A 15,230-nucleotide genomic window follows, 5' to 3' on the forward strand; every position below is an offset into this window, starting at 1 on the left:
CCTTCCATTCCGGCGCCCTCTGGCTTGTGGTGTTGGCGGAGCGGAAGCCTCCGTTCCGACGCGCTCGGGCCTGTGGTTCTGGCGGAGCGGAATGTTCCGTTCCGCGAGGGCTGTTGGCCTGCTTGCGCGGCGGAGCGGAATGCTCCGGCCCGCGGGCCGCGCCGGGTGTGCGGGCTCGGCTCGGTGCCGGTCGGTACGCTTCGTTCTGCTCGTCCGCCTCCTGCCTCGGGTGTGGGCTGGGAAGGGCATGGCCGGCATCTCCCGCGGGTGGCATCAGGTGCATAATAGGGTTATGGAAATGCCTGCCGGGGATAGCCGCGGATCGCAGTTGCTGCCGGTGCTCGGTCAGCTGGTGCGGTTCCTGCGCCAGCTCGAAGGGCCGGACAATCCCAGTCCTGTGGCGCTGTCGGTTCTGCGGCGGCTGGGCCGGGACGGGGCTACCCGGCTGACCGACCTCGCCAGGCTCGAGCGGGCCTCCCAACCGGGCATGACGCAGCTGGTCGGGCGCATGGAGAAGGGCGGGCTGGTCAAACGGCTTCCCGATCCGAGCGACGGCCGGGGCGTTCTGGTGGCGACGACGGCGGCGGGCCGGGAGCTGGTCGAGCGCACCAACGCGCATTACGTGGCCACGCTCGACGCGCTCTTCGAGGAGCTCGACCCGGGTGACAGCGACGCCATCGTCAGGGCGCTGCCCGCGTTGACCCGCCTGGCCGAGGCCACCCGCCGCACCTGACCGCCGAGCCGAATCCGCCGTGCGGCCGACGGCCGAAGAGGGCCGCCGATGTCGGAGACGAAGTGGTGCTTGTTGTAGACCGTCAGGGACCAGAAGCCTCGAAGGTGACGGTCTAGGTGTTCGCTCCGTGGAGGCGCCGGCCCGTGTCGTCGAGGTCCTGGTAGTAGTGCGAGGTCTCGCTGGGCGTGTCGACGAAGGTGTTCGACTTGCCGACCGCCGTGCGCATCAGGTAGCCGGTGCGGAACTGGGCGCCCGAGCGCTGGGTGGTCCAGTGGTGGGCCGCCGGCACGGCCGTAGTGGCGGAACTCGAACAACTCGCTCACGACGGCGTCGGCCTCGTGGGCGGCCGAGGCGGGCCTCCAGCGTGCCGAACCCGTACACCACGTCCTGGTTGGGGCATGCCACCACGCGCTCCTCCGGCCGGATGTGGTCGCGGAGCATGCCGATCCGCCCGGGCGGCGCGGCGGGGACGATCCCGGCGAGCAGGCCCCGGAGGGAGTCCTCCGGGGCCGTGCGCAATCGGTGACCTCAGCGCCGCGCGCGGGAGCCCAGGTCGACCTCGTCGATGGCCGGGGCGCCGTCGATCGCGTCGGCGGCGACCGCGGCGGCCTTCAGGTCGTCCGGCAGGTCGATGCTGGTGCGCAGCATGACCGGGCGCAGGGCCACCGCCGCGATGATGCCGATGACCCCGATGACGGCCGAGATCAGGAAGATGTGGCCGGTGGCGTCGCCGTAGGCGGCCCGGATGATGGTGACGATCGGCTCGGGCAGGGCCGTCAGGTTCAGCGTGCTGCTGCCCCCGCCGGAGCTCGACGCCGGGATGCCCGCGGCGGCCAGGCCCGTCGTGATCTGGTCGGTGACGCTGCGGGCCAGGACCGCGCCCAGCACCGAGACGCCGATCGTGCCGCCCAGCGAGCGGAAGAACGCCACCGTCGAGCTGGCCGCGCCGATGTCCTTCAGCGAGACGCTGTTCTGCACCGCCAGGACCAGGTTTTGCATGCTCATGCCGACGCCCGCGCCGATCAGGAACATGCCGGCACCCATGTACCACAGCGGGGTCTCGTGGTCGATCGGCGACAGCACCGCGAAGCCGATGACCAGGACCACGGCGCCGGCCACGATGTACGGCTTGATCTTGCCGCTGGCCGTGATGAGGCGGCCGCTCACGATCGAGGTGACCAGGACGCCGGCCATCAGCGGGATGGTCAGCAGGCCTGCCTCGGTGGGACTGTAGCCGCGGCCGATCTGGAAGTACTGGCCGAGGAAGACCGCGCCGCCGAACATGGCCATGCCGACCGCGAGGCTCGCGAGGATCGCCAGGGCGGTGTTGCGCTCGCGGATGATCGGCAGCGGGACGATCGGCTCCTTCGCGCGGGCCTCCACCAGCACGGCGAGCGCCAGCAGGACGATCGTGCCGCCCACCATCGCGTACGTCTGCCAGGACAGCCAGGCGAACGAGTCGTCCACGAAGGAGATCCAGATCAGCAGCAGGCTCACGCCGGCGGCGATCAGCGTCGCGCCGAGGTAGTCGATCTTCACGTTGTCGCGGCGGATCGTGGGCAGGTGCAGGGTGACCTGGAGCAGGATCAGCGCGATGACCGCGACCGGCACGCCGATGAAGAAGCACCAGCGCCAGCCCAGCCAGGACGTGTCGACGATGAGGCCGCCGAGCAGCGGGCCGCCGACCGTGGCCAGGGCCATGACGCCGCCGAGGTAGCCGTTGTAGCGGCCGCGCTCGCGGGGCGGGATCATCGCGGCGATCGCCACCTGGACCAGCGCCTGGAGGCCGCCGACGCCGATGCCCTGAAACGCGCGGGCGCCGATGAGCGCGCCGGCCGACTGGCTGAAGCCGGCGACGAGCGAGCCGGCCACGTACACGACGATCGAGATCTGGATCAGCAGTTTCTTGTTGAACAGGTCGGCGAGCTTGCCCCAGATCGGGGTGGTGGCCGTCGCCGTGAGCAGGGTGGCCGTGACCACCCACGTGTACTGGGTCTGCGATCCGTTGAGCGAACCGATGATCTTCGGTAGCGCGGTGGAGACGACGGTGCTGCTGAGCATCGCGACGAAGAGCACCAGCAGCAGGCCGCTGAGGGCCTCCAGGGTCTGCCGGTGGTTCGCCGGAGCGGGTGGTGCTGTGGTCATGCCGCGGCCTCCGTGGAGTCTTGCGAGGTGAGGGCGCCGTCGAGCGCCTGGGTGAAGCGGGCGAGTCCGTGGCCGAACGTCGCGATCTCGTCGGGGGTCCAGTCGGCGAGTGCCTGCCCGAGCGCGCCGAGGTACCACTCGAGGGCCTCCGCGATGGCCTGGCGCCCCTTGTCGGTGACGACCAGCACGCTGGCCCGCCCGTCGTGCGGGTCCGGCTCGCGCGCCACCAGCCCGCCGGTGACGAGCGCGGCGACCGCGCGGCTGATCGTGGACGGGTCGAGCGACGACTGGATCGCCAGCTCGCGGGCGTGGCAGCCGCTGGGCATCCGGTCGATCTGGCCGAGGAGCCCGACGAGTCCGGGCGGGATCGCCGGCCGTTCCGCCGACCGCTGGTGCTTCAGCAGCCGGACGACCCTGAGCAGGTCGTGCAGGCGATCACCGATCACCTGCGTGGTGCCGTCCATGGCACGTGCCCTTCCGGAGTTCTGTTGAATGCCACAGACAAGTTTCCTCAATACGTTCCCAACGCGCAAGTTTTCTCAACGAGAAAATTCCTCACCGGACGGTGACCATGACGGCGCGCTGCGTACCGTAGAGGCATGTCGATGGGACGGCCCTGGCTCGCGGTCGAGGCCGCGCTGGCGGTGGTCGCTCTGGGGGCATCGGTCGCTTTTTTGGCGGTACGAGGTGACGAGCGCGATTTCTACACGTCCATGTCGGACGCCACCCGGGTGCCGGTGGCCGCGCGGCCGGTGAGCGGCGCCTCCACCGGCTCGTACGCCTGGGACTGCGGCCGCAACGAGAAGGGCCACCGCAACACGGGCAACCCGGTCGTCACCCCCGGCGTCCCCGGCCCCGCGCACCACGAGCACGACTTCGTCGGCAACCTCGGCGTGCGGCCCGACTCCCGCGTGGACGATCTCGTCGGCGCGCCCACCAGCTGCACGAACGGCGACGCCTCCACGTACTACTGGCCGGTGCTGCGCCTCGGCGGACCCGACGATCACCACGGCACGGCCCTCGTGCCGTCCTCGCTGACCATGGCCTACCACGGCAACCCGCGCGGTCCGGTCGTGGCGATGCCGCGCCTGCTGGTGGCGGCCGTCGGCGACGCGTACGCGCACACGAACGGCGGTGGTCTCGCCCGCTCGGCGTGGTCTTGCACGAACACGCCCGGCCGGACGACCATGAAGTACCCGATCTGCGACGACGGCGCCGAGGTGGTCCGGATCTTCGATTTCCCCAGCTGCTGGGACGGGCGCCAGCTCGACAGCCCCACCCACCGGCAGCAGATGGTCTTCCCGGCGGCGGGCGGCGGCTGCCCCGCCGGCACGTTCGCCGTGCCACGACTCGAGATCACCATGACGTACGCCGTTCCGGCCGGCGCCCGATACCGGATCGACGCGTTCGACGGGCAGCGCTACAGCCCGCTCACCGACCACGGCTTCATGCTCAACCTCATGCCCGACACCCTGATGCAAAGGGTCGTGGGCTGCCTGAACACCGGGCGCGCCTGCGACGACACCGCCGGCGCGAGATCCGGATGAACCGTCGTACCCGTGGTGTCGTGTCTCTAAGGCGTGAGGAGGTGAAACCATGAGGCCCTGGTCGGACGTCGAGTCGTCCGGTGAGCACGTCGATCTCGCCGGATACCTCGTCGAGACGCTGACCCCTGATCAGCGCCGCGAGGTCGAGGAGCACCTCGCCGGGTGCGCGCGGTGTCGCGCCGAGGCCGATTCGCTACGCGAGTGGCGGGCGGCGCTCGAGGCGGTGCCCGAGGCCATGCTGCTGGAGGGCCCGCCGGAGGGTGGTGACCTGCTGCTGCAGCGCACGCTCCGGCAGGTGCGCCAGGAGTCGTCCGGGCAGCGCCGGCGTCGTGCGGCGCTGCTCACATCGGCAGCCGCTGTCGTCGCCGTCGCGGTAGTCGGTGCCGGGGTGCTCGCCGGTCGCGCCACGGCTCCGGAAACCCCCACCGCGCAGCCGCCGATCGCTTCCGCGCTGCCCACCGACGTTCCCGGGACGCGTACCGGGACCGCGGTGGATCCCACCACCGGCGCGCGGATCACCGCGGCGGTGGCGCCCGCCCCCGGCTGGGTGCGGGTGACGGCGGCGGTGTCCGGCATCCCGGCGGGCGAGAAATGCGTGCTCGAGGTCGTCGCCAAGGACGGCTACGCGGTCCAAGCCGGCAGCTGGGTGGTGTCGCCGGCCGGCGAGGCCGGCGGCACCACGCTCAACGGCAGCGCCCTTATCCCCCCAGCCGACGTGGCGTCGGTGCGGGTGGTCAACACCGCCGGCAAGCAGTTCACCAGCGTCTCCCTCTAGGGCGCTGAGAGGTGCCGGTCGTCCTGCTTCTGCACGACCAACTGCTCGACGCCCGCGTCTGGCGCGGGTTCGCCGGCCTGGTGTCCGGCCATGCCGACGTCCGCACCGTGACCGAGCCTCCGCCGGCCGTGTTTCGGGGGAGGCCCCGCGAGTGGGCCGCCGACGTGGCGGCCGCGGCCCGCTCGGCCCTGCCCGCCTCCGGCCCGGTCGACCTGGTCCTCGCCGTCGGCTGGGCCATCGAGGCCGCGATCGTCTGGTGCGAGCGCGGCCTCGCCCGCCGCGCTCTGCTGGTCAACCCGTGGCCGCCGGCGGCCACGTTCGGCCCGACGGCGCCGCCCCCGGACGCCGCTGAGCGGCCCGTGCCACCCGCACATGAGCCCGGCCCCAGTGACTTGGCCGTGCGGCAGCTCGACGAGGGCATGGTCGGCGAGGAGGCGATGAGCTACATGCTGGAGGTGGCCTGGGAGTCAGACCGTCTGGACATCGTTCGCGAGCTGCTCAGTCGTCGTCGGGCTGGTTGAGCAGGTCACGCAGGAGCTGCTCGTCCTGCTCGTCGAGCTTGCTGACGAAGCGGCGCAGCACGGTGGCGCGATCGGGCTCCACGGCCATCAGCCGGCTCATGCGGTCGGCGACCAGGCCGGCGGGGTCGGCGAGCGCGCCGTAACGGAAAGCACGCCCGTCCCGGTGCCGGGTGACGGAGCCTTTCTCGTACAGTCGGGAGAGCGTCGTGACCACGGTGCTGTACGACAATTGGCCGGTCGGGTCCAGGGCGTCGCGGACCTCGCCGGGCGTCAGCGGATCGGGCGCCGCGGCCAGGGCGGTGACGATCTCGGTCTCCAGCTGGCCGGGACGGCGTCGCGGTGCGGGGCTCACCCGTCGACTGTATAGATCAAAGCTGTGCGGGGGATGAGCGGAGAGCCATGTTCGATCACTTCCTCTGGTCCGTCGTCGTCGTGCCGCCGCTGGTCGTGCTGGCGGTGCGATGGCTGGCCGACCGGCTCGCGCCCGCGACGGCGGCCAGGGCGGTGGCGTGGTCGGCCCTCGCGGTCGCCGCGGCCAGCACCTTCAACCTGGTGCTGTTCGCACTGCACGCGGTGGCCGAGATCCCGCTGGTCGGCGGCGCGCTCGGCTGGTCGACCCGGGTCGTGTACGAGGACACCGAGCGCGTCCCGTTCGTGCCGTGGCTGAGCGTCGCCCTGCTCGCGTACGCGGTGGTGGCCCTGATCTGGCGCCTGCGGCGGCACCGTCGCGTGCTGGCGCTGATCCCGCCCGGCGAGCACAGCGGCGGCCTGGTCATGGTCGACGACGACGAGGCGCGGGCCTTCGCGGTGCCGGGGCGTCCCGGGCGTGTCGTCGTCACGACCGGTATGCGGGCGGCGCTCACCGACCGTCAGTTCGAGGCGCTGCTCGCGCACGAGAACGCCCATCTGACCGAACGCCACCACCGCCTGGCCCGCGCCGCCGATCTGGCGGTCGCGGCGCATCCCGCGCTGTGGTGGGTGGGCCGCCACGTCGACTACCTGATCGAACGGGCCGCCGACGAGCGCGCCGCGGCCGAGCTGGGCAGCCGCAACGTGGTCGCCCGGGCCATCGGCGCCGCCGCCCTGGCCGGCACGGCGCCGCGCGCCACCCCGCACCTGCACGCCGCGTCCGCCGGCGGCGTCATCCCCCGCCGGGTGGCGCGCCTGCTCCAGCCCAGCACGGCACAGGCGCCCCGCATCCTGTACGCGGTGCCGGTCGCCCTCGCCGCCGCCTCCATCATCTGGACCGGCGAGGCCACCATCGACTTGATCGAGCTCTTCATCAGCGCGGGCCGCGCCGCCTGAGCCGGCAACGCCGACGAGAGCCCGGGTGGCGAGGCGCCGTCCGCCGCGCGGATGGTCGCGGGCGACAGGCTGACCGGGCTGTCCGGCCCCACGGCGACGATCGAGGCGCCCGGCCCCACCGCGTCCGCGCCCGGCGCGACGAAGTGCGGCGGCGGGTCAGGTGAGCAGGGAGCGCCCCCAGAAGTCGTCGGCGGCGGCCAGCCCCGGCGGGCAGGCGAAGACCGCGCTCGAGACGTGCCGGATGTACTCGTTCATGGAGTCGTGGCGGGCCAGCGACGTCTGCACCGGGATGAAGCCGCGCCGCGGGTCGCGCTGGTAGGCGATGAAGAACAGGCCCGCGTTCAGCCGGCCCAGCCCGTCCGAGCCGTCCACGAAGTTGTAGCCGCGGCGCAGCAGCCGGGCGTTGTTGTTCTGGGTCGGGTGCGCCAGGCGTACGTGCGCGTCCTTGGCGATCGCGTCCGACGTGAGGTCCGGCTCGTCGTGCTCGGCCGTCCTGCCGAGCGGCGCGCCCTCACCCTTCGTCCGGCCGACGATCGCCTCCTGCTCGGTGAGCGACGTGCGGTCCCACGTCTCGATCATCATGCGGATCTTGCGGGTGACCAGGTAGGAGCCGCCGGTCATCCAGTCGGGGCCGTCGCCCTCGCGGACCCACAGGTGCTCGTCGAGCAGGGCGGTCTCCTCGGCCTTGAGGTTGGCGGTGCCGTCCTTGAAGCCGAAGAGGTTGCGCGGGGTTGCCTGGCTGGTGGAGGTCGACGACGTACGCCCGAAGCCGAGCTGCGACCAGCGCACGCTCACCACGCCCATGCCGATGCGCGCGAGGTTGCGTACGGCATGGACCGCCACCTGGGGATCGTGGGCGCACGCCTGGATGCAGAGGTCGCCGCCGGAGATCTGGGGATCGATCGCGTCGCCGGGGAAGCGCGGCAGATCGGCCAGCGCCTCGGGCTTCTTGCCCGCCAGGCCGAAGCGGCCGAACAGCGACGGCCCGAAGCCGATCGTCAGGGTGAGACCCGACGGGGGCAGCCCGATCGCCTCGCCCGTGTCGTCCGGCGGGGCCTCCGGGGCGCCGCCGACCGCGCCGAACGTGCCCGCGTCGAGGCCGGCGGTCATCCGGGCGGCGGCGGCCGTCCATGATTCGAGCATGGCGAGCAGGTCCTCGCGGCGTTTCGTGATCACGTCGAACGCGACGAAGTGCAGCCGGTCCTGCGCCGGGGTCACGATCCCGGCCTGCCGTACGCCGTAGAACGGCACCGCGTCGCCCGCGGTGCCCGAGACCGGGACCGGCTCCTCGCGGCGGCCGAGGGCGACCGCGCCGCCGGCGGCGAGACCGGCCGTGGCCAGCCCCGCCGCGCCGATGACTACGCGCCGCTTCATTTCTGGGCTACCAGCGCCGCCACCTTGCTGATCGGCTCGGCGAGCGCGTTGATGTTGTCGCTGAGGACCTTCAGCTGGGCCTCGGAGAGCTCGTTGTGCAGCTGCCAGCCGTCGCCCTTGCGGTGCTTCTCGAGCGCGCTGGTGACCGCCTCGAAACGCTCGTCCAGCGTCTTGACCAGCGCCGGGTCCTTCTCCTCGAGGGCCGGGCGCAGCGCCGCGATGGCCGCCTTGGAACCCTCGACGTTGGCCGCGAAGTCCCACAGGTCGGTGTGCGAGTAGCGGTCCTCCTCGCCGGTGATCTTGCCGGTGGCGACCTCGTCCAGCAGCTCCTTCGCGCCGTTGGCGAGCTGCACGGGGGAGAGCTTCGCGCTGTTCGCCAGGTCGACCACCTTCTGCACGTCGGCGAGCAGCTTGTCGGCGAGCGGGCCGTCCTTGCTGATGTCCTTCGTGACCCAGAGGTCCTTCTCGATCTTGTGGAAGCCGGTGAACTCCTGGCCCGGCTCGAGGCCGTCCTCGCGCGCGTCGATCGCCGGGTCGAGGTCGCCGAAGATCTCCGCGACCGGCTCGATGCGCTCCCAGTACGTGCGGGAGACCGGGAACAGCGCCTTGGCCTTCTCGGCGTCGCCGGCCTTCACGGCGTTGACGAACTCGGTGGTCTTCTCGATGAGCGCGCCGGTCTGGCTCTTCACGTACCGCTGGTAGTCCTCGGTGGCCTGGGCCAGCGCGGCGTCCTCGGTGAGCGGCGCCGCCGAGCCGGTGACGGTGAAGCCGTTGCGGATGCCCTTGCCGATCATGCCGGGCTTGCAGGCGGTCTCGTACTTGCCGGCGCTGAGCTCGACGATCAGCTCGCGGGACAGGCCGGGCGCGATGTTCTCCACCTCGCCCATGACCCGGTCGCCCGGCGCGTAGACGTAGAACTCGGTGACCTTGTTGCCCTTGTTGGCGATGGCGAACGTGACGGTGCCGGCGGCCGACTCGGCCTTGGCGACGTCGCAGGAGACGTCCGAGGCCGCCACGGTGATCTTGCCGGAGCCGTCGGCCTTGTCGTCGGTGGAGGAGGAACCGCAGGCCGCCACGAGCAGGACCGCGGCGACGGGAAGCAGGCGAGCAGGGCGCAAGGAAGGCTCCTAGGAGGCGACGGGGGTGACGGCCGGCGTCTTGGCCGGCTTGAGGAACAGGATCAAAACCGGGATGCCGTACGCGAGCCAGGCGATCGTCTCGAGCACGGTCGGCGCGGGCGTGAAGTTGATCAGGCCGCGCAGCAGCTCGGCGTACCAGGCGCCGGGCGGGAACGAGCCGCTCACGTCGTACGCGAGGGTGTTGAGGCCAGGCAGCACGCCGGCCTCCTGGAGGTCGTGGACGCCGTACTTCCCGATCCCGGCGGCGACGAGCACCAGCAGGGCACCGGTCACGGTGAAGAAGACGGTCAGGTTGATCCGGACGGCGCCGAAGTAGAGGAGCCAGCCGAGCGCGACGGCGGTGAGCAGGCCCAGCGTGACGCCGATCAGCGGCCGTACGCTGTCGGTCGTGCCCTGCGCCGCGGCGTAGAACAGGATCGACGTCTCCAGCCCCTCGCGGATGACGGCGAGGAAGGCGACCGAGGCGACGGCGAACGGCCCGAGCCCGGCCGCCTCGTCGAGCCGTCCGCGCAGCTCCCGTCCCATGTGGCGGGCCATCCGGCGCATCCAGAAGATCATCCAGGTGACAAAGACGACGGCCACCAGCGACGCGATCGCCTCGAACAGCTCCTGATGGGTGAAGGAGAGCCGGGCCGCGCCGACCTGGAGCAGCGCCGCGAAGCCGGCCGCGAGGACCGCCGCGGCCGCCACGCCGGCCCAGACCGGGCGCAGCAGGTGCCTCCGGCCGGTCTTGAGCAGGAAGGCGACCAGGATGGACACCACGAGGGTGATCTCCAGGCCTTCACGCAGACCGATCAGGTAGATGGCGGTCATCGCGTCTCCCGAGGTAAGCCAAACCTAAGTACGGTGAGCCTCACCTTCTTTTATTCCGTTGTAGAAGTCAAATCGCTCTAGAATCCTGGGCGTGACGTTCCGAGGCTGGCCGAGCGAGGCGCTGGAGTTCTACGAGGGCCTGAGCGCCGACAACTCCAAGACGTACTGGACTGCGCACCAGGAGTTCTACGAGCGGAGCGTGCGGGGGCCGATGCGCGAGCTGCTCGACGAGCTCGAGCCGGAGTTCGGGCCCGGCAAGATCTTCCGGCCGTACCGGGACGTACGGTTCAGCAAGGACAAGTCCCCGTACAAGACCCACCTCGGCGCGTGGCTCGACTTCGGCGGATATGTGCAGCTCTCCGCGGAGGGCCTGGCGGCCGGCTCGGGCATGTACCAGATGTCGCCCGAGCAGCTCGACCGCTATCGCCGGGCGGTGGCCAAGGACCTCACCGGCAAGGAGCTCGCCCGGATCATCGCCGAGGGCAAGGTGGACGTCGTCGGGCACGGCAGCCTCAAGACCGCCCCGCGCGGCTATCCCAAGGACCACCCGCGCGTGGACCTGCTGCGGCACAAGGGGCTCACCACCTGGAAGGAATGGGAGCCCGCGGCCTGGCTCGGCACCGCGGCCGCCAAGAAGCGCGTCGTCGACTTCTTCCGGGCCGGCCGCCCGCTGCGCGACTGGCTCGGCGCGAACGTCGGTCAGGAAGCGGGATAGGGCGAGTCCGCGAGCAGCCGGGCGACGTGCGCCACGTTCGCGGCCAAGGTCTTCGTGGTCGCGCCGGTGGTCTCCGGCTTGGGCCCCGCGTCCTTGTAGTCCACCGAGCCCATCGCCTCGCCCACCCAGTAGGTGCCCGCGCCCGCCGGGATCGTGAAGCCGACGTCGTTGAGCGCCTGAAGCACCTCGGCGATCACATGGTGCGCGCCGTCCTCGTTGCCGACGACCGCGACGGCGGCGACCTTGCCGTACATCGACGGGCGTCCCAGCTCGTCGGTCTCCGACAGCTCCGCGTCGAGCCGTTCCAGCACCATCTTGGTCACGCTCGACGGCTGGCCCATCCAGATCGGCGTGGCGATCACCAGGATCTCGGCGGCGAGGATCTTCTCCCGTACGGAGGGCCAGCCGTCACCGTCGCCCTCGTCGGTCGACACACCGAACTTGATGCCGAGGTCGACGGCGCGCAGCATCTCGCCCTCGACGTCATGGTCGGCGAGCGCGGTCAGCACCTCCCGGCCGAGCAGCTCGCTGCTGGACTCGTTGTCGGACGACTTCAGGGAGCAACCCAGAACCAAGGCACGCATGCGCCGGGAAGTGCCCGCTGCCGATCACCGCAAACGTCAGGACACGGTCACGCGGTAGATGGCGCCGGCGTAGTCGTCACTCACGTACAACGCCTTGTCGGGTCCCATGACGGCCGCGACCGGGCGACCCCACCGGGAGCCGTCGGCGGCCTGGAAGCCCTTGAGGATCGTCTGCTGCGGCCCGAGCGTGTTGTCGCGCCAGGCGAAGAAGGAGACCTCGGGCTCGCGCGGCGGCTTGCGGTTCCAGGACCCGTGGATGCCGACGAGCGCCCCGGCGCCGAGCGAGCCGGTCTCGCCGAAGGCCAGGCCCAGCGGGGCGGAGTGGGCGCCCATGCCCTGCTCGGTCGGCGGGAGCTTGGCGCAGTCCAGCTTGCTGCCGTCGGCGTTCATCTGGATGTCGCGCACGAAAGGCCGGTTGGAGTAGCTGAGCGGCTCGCCCGGGTCCGGGTTGCAGAACGGCCACCCGAGATCGCGCCCCTGGGTGAGGCGGGCCAGCTGCTCCATGGGGTGGTCATTGACGTACGAGGTGAAGACCTTCCCCCGCTCGGGGCCCTCGTGCGGGTAGGCGACGTTGTCCCGGTGGTTGACGGCGGTCCAGACCGACCCGTCCGGGGCGACCGCGAGACCGGTGCCGTTGCGCACCCCGCGGGCGAAGGTCGTGGCGGCGCCCCCGCCGGGCGGGACGCGCAGGATGGAGGCCCGCTCGGGATCGGTCTCCCGGTCCTCGGCGGAGATGTTGCCGGTGGACCCGACGGAGATGTAGACGGCGCCGTCCTGGCCGATGGCGACACTCTTGAGCGCGTGCGCGTAGGCGCCGCGAAGGTCGGGGCTCTTCTCGTCGGGCAGCCCGCCGGCCACGACCCGCTTGCCCTCGACGCGGCCGTCGGCGTACGCGAAGGAGTTGACCTGATCGCTCTGCGCGACATAGAGGGTGTTGCCGTCGAAGGCGAGCCCGTGCGGCTGGTTGAGCCCGCTGAGCAACGTCGTCTCGGTGGCCGGGGCGCCCGGCGTGAGGGCCAGGACGTCGCCGAACTTGGGGCGTGAGACGAGCAGCTTGCCGTCGGGGGCCCAGGCGAGCAGGCGCGCGCTGGGCACCCGAGCCCAGACGCTGACGGTCCAGCCTTGGGGAGCCTCGACGCGGCGGGTCCGGTCGAAGGGCGCCTCCCCGTCGCCGCCCTGGACCGTCGTCGCGGCAAGCTTGATCTGCGCGCCCGGCTTTGTCGCGGCGCTTGTCCCGGCCGGCGATGTGACCCCTCCGGCAGCATCCGGATTTGCCGGACTTGTGGGTTCCTCGGAGCTGCACCCCACCAGGGAGAGTGCCAGTCCTCCGGCCACCACCGCGCGCGCCATCGTCTTCATCGGCACATTTCTACCCAGTCCCCGCATGCCCAGTCCAGAGCGTGCCGGGGTGGTGTCGGGTTTGCGCGCGGCCTCCCTGATCCGGAGCGTGTGGGCGCCCTTGTTCGGGAGCGTGCGGCCGCGTTCAGTCCAGGCCGCGGTAGGTCCAGCTGATCGTGTCGGTGCCCTTGACCGCGCCGTCCTGGTTGATGGTGCGGGTGACCGAGACGCGGAAGCCACCCTCGTCGCCGCGGGGCTGGCGGGGACCGGTCACCGACGAGACCTCACGGTCGCCGGTGTGCCCGTAGATGCCCACCGTCACGGACGTGTCCGTGGTCCGGGCGCGGATCACGAACGGCGCGTCCGTGTCGTTCTTGATGACCTGGTCGATCGCGCGCCAGTCGAGGGTCGCCTCCCGCCCGGGCGGGTAGCGGCTGATGTAGAGCGAGTGCGGCTGGTGCTTCTCGATGTCGAGCCCCGCGAACCAGGCCGCGTTGAACAGCGTCGTCGAGAACTGCGAGACACCCCCGCCGAGCTGGTCCTCCAGCTCACCGTCCACGATCGCCGGCGCCGCCACGAAGCCGTTCGCCCGGGTCCGCTCGCCCGCCGCGTCGTTGAGCGAGAACGTGCCACCCGCCGGCACCACCGTGCCGTCGATCAGCTCGGCGATCCGGTGAATGTTGGTCACCCGCGGCGCGCAACACGGGTGGTACGTCGTGAACGTCCCGATCAGCTGGTCGACGCCCGCGAGCTTCGGGGTGTCGTTGCCCGGCTTCAACGTCGTCACGGACAGTTCCAGCCTGCTACCGCCCTCACGCACAGTGCCGACAAGCCGCTTCACCGCATCGGTCGTGTCCACCCCGCGCCCGGGCGTGCCCTTGTTCAGCGTCACGCCGCGGTCCGAGGCCTTGTACGACTCGTCCCCCTTGCCGTCGATCACCGTCTGGGGCGCCGCGAGGCGTACCGAGGCATTGCGAGGCTCTTGATTGAAGGGTTTGACCTTGGCTTCGAGCGCCTTCTTGGCAGCCGCCTCGTCCACCGCGATCACCGGCGCCAGCTCCTCGCCCTTCTCGCCGGGAATCCGCCACCGCGTCAGCTCGATCTCCCGCCGCGTGGCCTCCGCGTCGAGCCGGACACCCGCCTCCGCCGGATTGATCGCGAAGCTCTCCGAGCCGACCTGCACCGTGATGGGCCGCTCGACCTTCTGCCGGACTTCCCCGTCAAGCTTGGCAACCAGCTCCTTCTCGGCGAGCCCGCCAACCTCGACCCCCGCCACGGTCGTCCCGTCCGGCACCACAGCCGCCGGCCGGACAAAAGCGACCGCAACCCCGATACCAACCACAATCACCCCGGCAAGGACGCCCACCACCCACCACCAGCGCTTCCGCGGCCGCTGCGGTGGCACCGCAGCCGTCCCTGTCCAGCGCTGATCCTCGGGCATCTGGGGCACACTCATGAGTCGATCATGACTTGAAAGATCAAGTAACCGCATCTGCCGAACGACTGCTCGTGACGAGCACCGCAGCCCCCGCGACTCTCGTCACCCAGCGCGATCGCCCACCTGCCCGCCGCCGGCGCGATCGCGTCCGGTCCTGGCTGTGGTCCGGTCCTGGCTGTGGTCCGGTCCCGGCTGTGGTCCGGTCGCAGCTGTGGCTCGGCCCCTGCGGTGGTTCGGCCTCGGTTGTGGTTCGGCCTCGGCTTGGTCCGGTCCTGCGGTGGTTCGCCCTTGGCGGTGGTTCAGCCTCGGCTGTCGTCCGGCCCTGACTGTGGGTTCGGCCTCCGGCTGTCGCCCGGCCTCCGGCTGTCGCCCGGCCGACGGCGTGGCTCGTCTGGCGCCGCGGCCGACTCGCGGAGCGGAACATTCCGTTCCACCGCGGGGTGCTGGCTGGTTCGCGTGTGCGTCGCGGGTCTGTGGCGGTCCGGTTTGCTGGCCATGGCGGATCGGAGTGTTCCGTTCCGTTTCGGGTGCTGGCTGGTTCGCGTGTGCGTTGGCGGGCTGTGACGGCCGTACGCCCCCATGGCGGATCGGAATGCTCCGTTCCGCTCCGGCCCGCTGGCTGGTCTGCGAGTGGGTCGCCGCCTCTGGGGTGACCGGTTCGCTGACCAAAGTGGACCGGAGCGCTCCGTTCCGCCAGGGCGCGCTCGCTCGTTTGTGGGCGTCGGCGTCGGCGTCGGCGTGGGCGTGGGCGTGGGCGTGGGCGTGGGCGTGGGCGTGGGCGTGGGCGTGGGCGTGGGCGTGGG

17 protein-coding genes are annotated in these 15,230 nt (G+C 71.4%); 7 read left to right on the forward strand and 10 right to left on the reverse strand.

Features of this window, described 5'->3' with window-relative positions; all coding sequences use genetic code 11:
- The first annotated feature begins 298 nt into the window (after nt 1–298).
- Nucleotides 299–733: a MarR family winged helix-turn-helix transcriptional regulator gene (locus tag Ade02nite_RS15770; RefSeq protein WP_239168784.1), complete on the forward strand. Its 435-nt coding sequence runs from the start codon at nt 299–301 to the stop codon at nt 731–733.
- A 112-nt stretch (nt 734–845) separates the two neighbouring features.
- On the opposite strand, the gene Ade02nite_RS15775 is transcribed toward Ade02nite_RS15770, so the two are convergent.
- The 3 genes from Ade02nite_RS15775 to Ade02nite_RS15785 form a co-directional block, all read right to left on the reverse strand.
- Nucleotides 846–1,022 carry a hypothetical protein gene (locus Ade02nite_RS15775; RefSeq protein WP_203762925.1) on the reverse strand — a complete coding sequence of 59 codons (177 nt, stop codon included), beginning with the start codon at nt 1,020–1,022 and terminating at the stop codon, nt 846–848.
- A gap of 239 nt (nt 1,023–1,261) precedes the next feature.
- Nucleotides 1,262–2,878: an MFS transporter gene (locus tag Ade02nite_RS15780; protein ID WP_203762928.1), complete on the reverse strand. Its 1,617-nt coding sequence runs from the start codon at nt 2,876–2,878 to the stop codon at nt 1,262–1,264.
- Nucleotides 2,875–3,342: a MarR family winged helix-turn-helix transcriptional regulator gene (locus Ade02nite_RS15785; RefSeq protein ID WP_203762931.1), complete on the reverse strand. Its 468-nt coding sequence runs from the start codon at nt 3,340–3,342 to the stop codon at nt 2,875–2,877. The genes Ade02nite_RS15780 and Ade02nite_RS15785 overlap by 4 nt, the downstream gene beginning before the upstream one ends.
- A 135-nt stretch (nt 3,343–3,477) precedes the next feature.
- On the opposite strand from Ade02nite_RS15785, the gene Ade02nite_RS15790 reads away from it, so the two are divergent.
- The 3 genes from Ade02nite_RS15790 to Ade02nite_RS15800 are packed head-to-tail and all read left to right on the forward strand — an operon-like array spanning nt 3,478 to nt 5,721.
- Nucleotides 3,478–4,425 (forward strand): DUF1996 domain-containing protein, encoded by a 948-nt coding sequence (locus Ade02nite_RS15790; protein ID WP_203762936.1) that lies wholly within the window; start codon nt 3,478–3,480, stop codon nt 4,423–4,425.
- Nucleotides 4,426–4,474: 49 nt separating this feature from the next.
- Nucleotides 4,475–5,200, forward strand: a complete 726-nt coding sequence (locus tag Ade02nite_RS15795; protein WP_203762940.1) for an anti-sigma factor family protein — start codon at nt 4,475–4,477, stop codon at nt 5,198–5,200.
- A gap of 11 nt (nt 5,201–5,211) precedes the next feature.
- Nucleotides 5,212–5,721: a hypothetical protein gene (locus tag Ade02nite_RS15800; RefSeq protein ID WP_203762943.1), complete on the forward strand. Its 510-nt coding sequence runs from the start codon at nt 5,212–5,214 to the stop codon at nt 5,719–5,721.
- Here Ade02nite_RS15800 and Ade02nite_RS15805 read toward each other — a convergent pair.
- Complete coding sequence (locus Ade02nite_RS15805) at nt 5,699–6,073, reverse strand: BlaI/MecI/CopY family transcriptional regulator (protein WP_203762946.1); 375 nt, start codon at nt 6,071–6,073, stop codon at nt 5,699–5,701. The two genes, Ade02nite_RS15800 and Ade02nite_RS15805, sit on opposite strands and share 23 nt — an antisense overlap.
- A 47-nt stretch (nt 6,074–6,120) precedes the next feature.
- On the opposite strand from Ade02nite_RS15805, the gene Ade02nite_RS15810 reads away from it, so the two are divergent.
- On the forward strand, nt 6,121–7,026 hold the full coding sequence (locus Ade02nite_RS15810; RefSeq protein WP_203762950.1) for a M48 family metalloprotease: 906 nt from the start codon (nt 6,121–6,123) through the stop codon (nt 7,024–7,026).
- 156 nt (nt 7,027–7,182) lie between these two features.
- Here Ade02nite_RS15810 and efeB read toward each other — a convergent pair whose 3' ends face one another.
- The 3 genes from efeB to efeU are packed head-to-tail and all read right to left on the reverse strand — an operon-like array spanning nt 7,183 to nt 10,352.
- Nucleotides 7,183–8,400 carry an iron uptake transporter deferrochelatase/peroxidase subunit gene (gene efeB / locus Ade02nite_RS15815; protein ID WP_203762953.1) on the reverse strand — a complete coding sequence of 406 codons (1,218 nt, stop codon included), beginning with the start codon at nt 8,398–8,400 and terminating at the stop codon, nt 7,183–7,185.
- The gene (gene efeO / locus Ade02nite_RS15820; protein WP_203762956.1) at nt 8,397–9,518 is read right to left on the reverse strand and encodes an iron uptake system protein EfeO; all 1,122 of its coding nucleotides are present in this window, start codon (nt 9,516–9,518) and stop codon (nt 8,397–8,399) included. The genes efeB and efeO overlap by 4 nt, the downstream gene beginning before the upstream one ends.
- A gap of 9 nt (nt 9,519–9,527) precedes the next feature.
- Nucleotides 9,528–10,352, reverse strand: a complete 825-nt coding sequence (efeU, locus tag Ade02nite_RS15825) for an iron uptake transporter permease EfeU (RefSeq protein WP_203762959.1) — start codon at nt 10,350–10,352, stop codon at nt 9,528–9,530.
- 91 nt (nt 10,353–10,443) lie between these two features.
- On the opposite strand from efeU, the gene Ade02nite_RS15830 reads away from it, so the two are divergent.
- Nucleotides 10,444–11,067 (forward strand): DUF2461 domain-containing protein, encoded by a 624-nt coding sequence (locus Ade02nite_RS15830; RefSeq protein WP_203762962.1) that lies wholly within the window; start codon nt 10,444–10,446, stop codon nt 11,065–11,067.
- Here Ade02nite_RS15830 and Ade02nite_RS15835 read toward each other — a convergent pair.
- The 3 genes from Ade02nite_RS15835 to Ade02nite_RS15845 all read right to left on the reverse strand — a co-directional run bounded on the left by Ade02nite_RS15835 (nt 11,052) and on the right by Ade02nite_RS15845 (nt 14,445).
- The gene (locus Ade02nite_RS15835; RefSeq protein WP_203762965.1) at nt 11,052–11,651 is read right to left on the reverse strand and encodes a flavodoxin family protein; all 600 of its coding nucleotides are present in this window, start codon (nt 11,649–11,651) and stop codon (nt 11,052–11,054) included. The genes Ade02nite_RS15830 and Ade02nite_RS15835 overlap by 16 nt on opposite strands.
- A gap of 36 nt (nt 11,652–11,687) precedes the next feature.
- On the reverse strand, nt 11,688–13,010 hold the full coding sequence (locus Ade02nite_RS15840) for a PQQ-dependent sugar dehydrogenase (protein WP_203762968.1): 1,323 nt from the start codon (nt 13,008–13,010) through the stop codon (nt 11,688–11,690).
- 124 nt (nt 13,011–13,134) lie between these two features.
- Nucleotides 13,135–14,445 (reverse strand): VanW family protein, encoded by a 1,311-nt coding sequence (locus Ade02nite_RS15845; protein ID WP_203762971.1) that lies wholly within the window; start codon nt 14,443–14,445, stop codon nt 13,135–13,137.
- A gap of 574 nt (nt 14,446–15,019) precedes the next feature.
- On the opposite strand from Ade02nite_RS15845, the gene Ade02nite_RS15850 reads away from it, so the two are divergent.
- On the forward strand, nt 15,020–15,230 hold a 211-nt coding region (locus Ade02nite_RS15850), incomplete at its 3' end, for a hypothetical protein (protein WP_203762974.1).

The sequence above is a fragment of the Paractinoplanes deccanensis genome (assembly GCF_016862115.1).
GTDB lineage: Bacteria > Actinomycetota > Actinomycetes > Mycobacteriales > Micromonosporaceae > Actinoplanes > Actinoplanes deccanensis.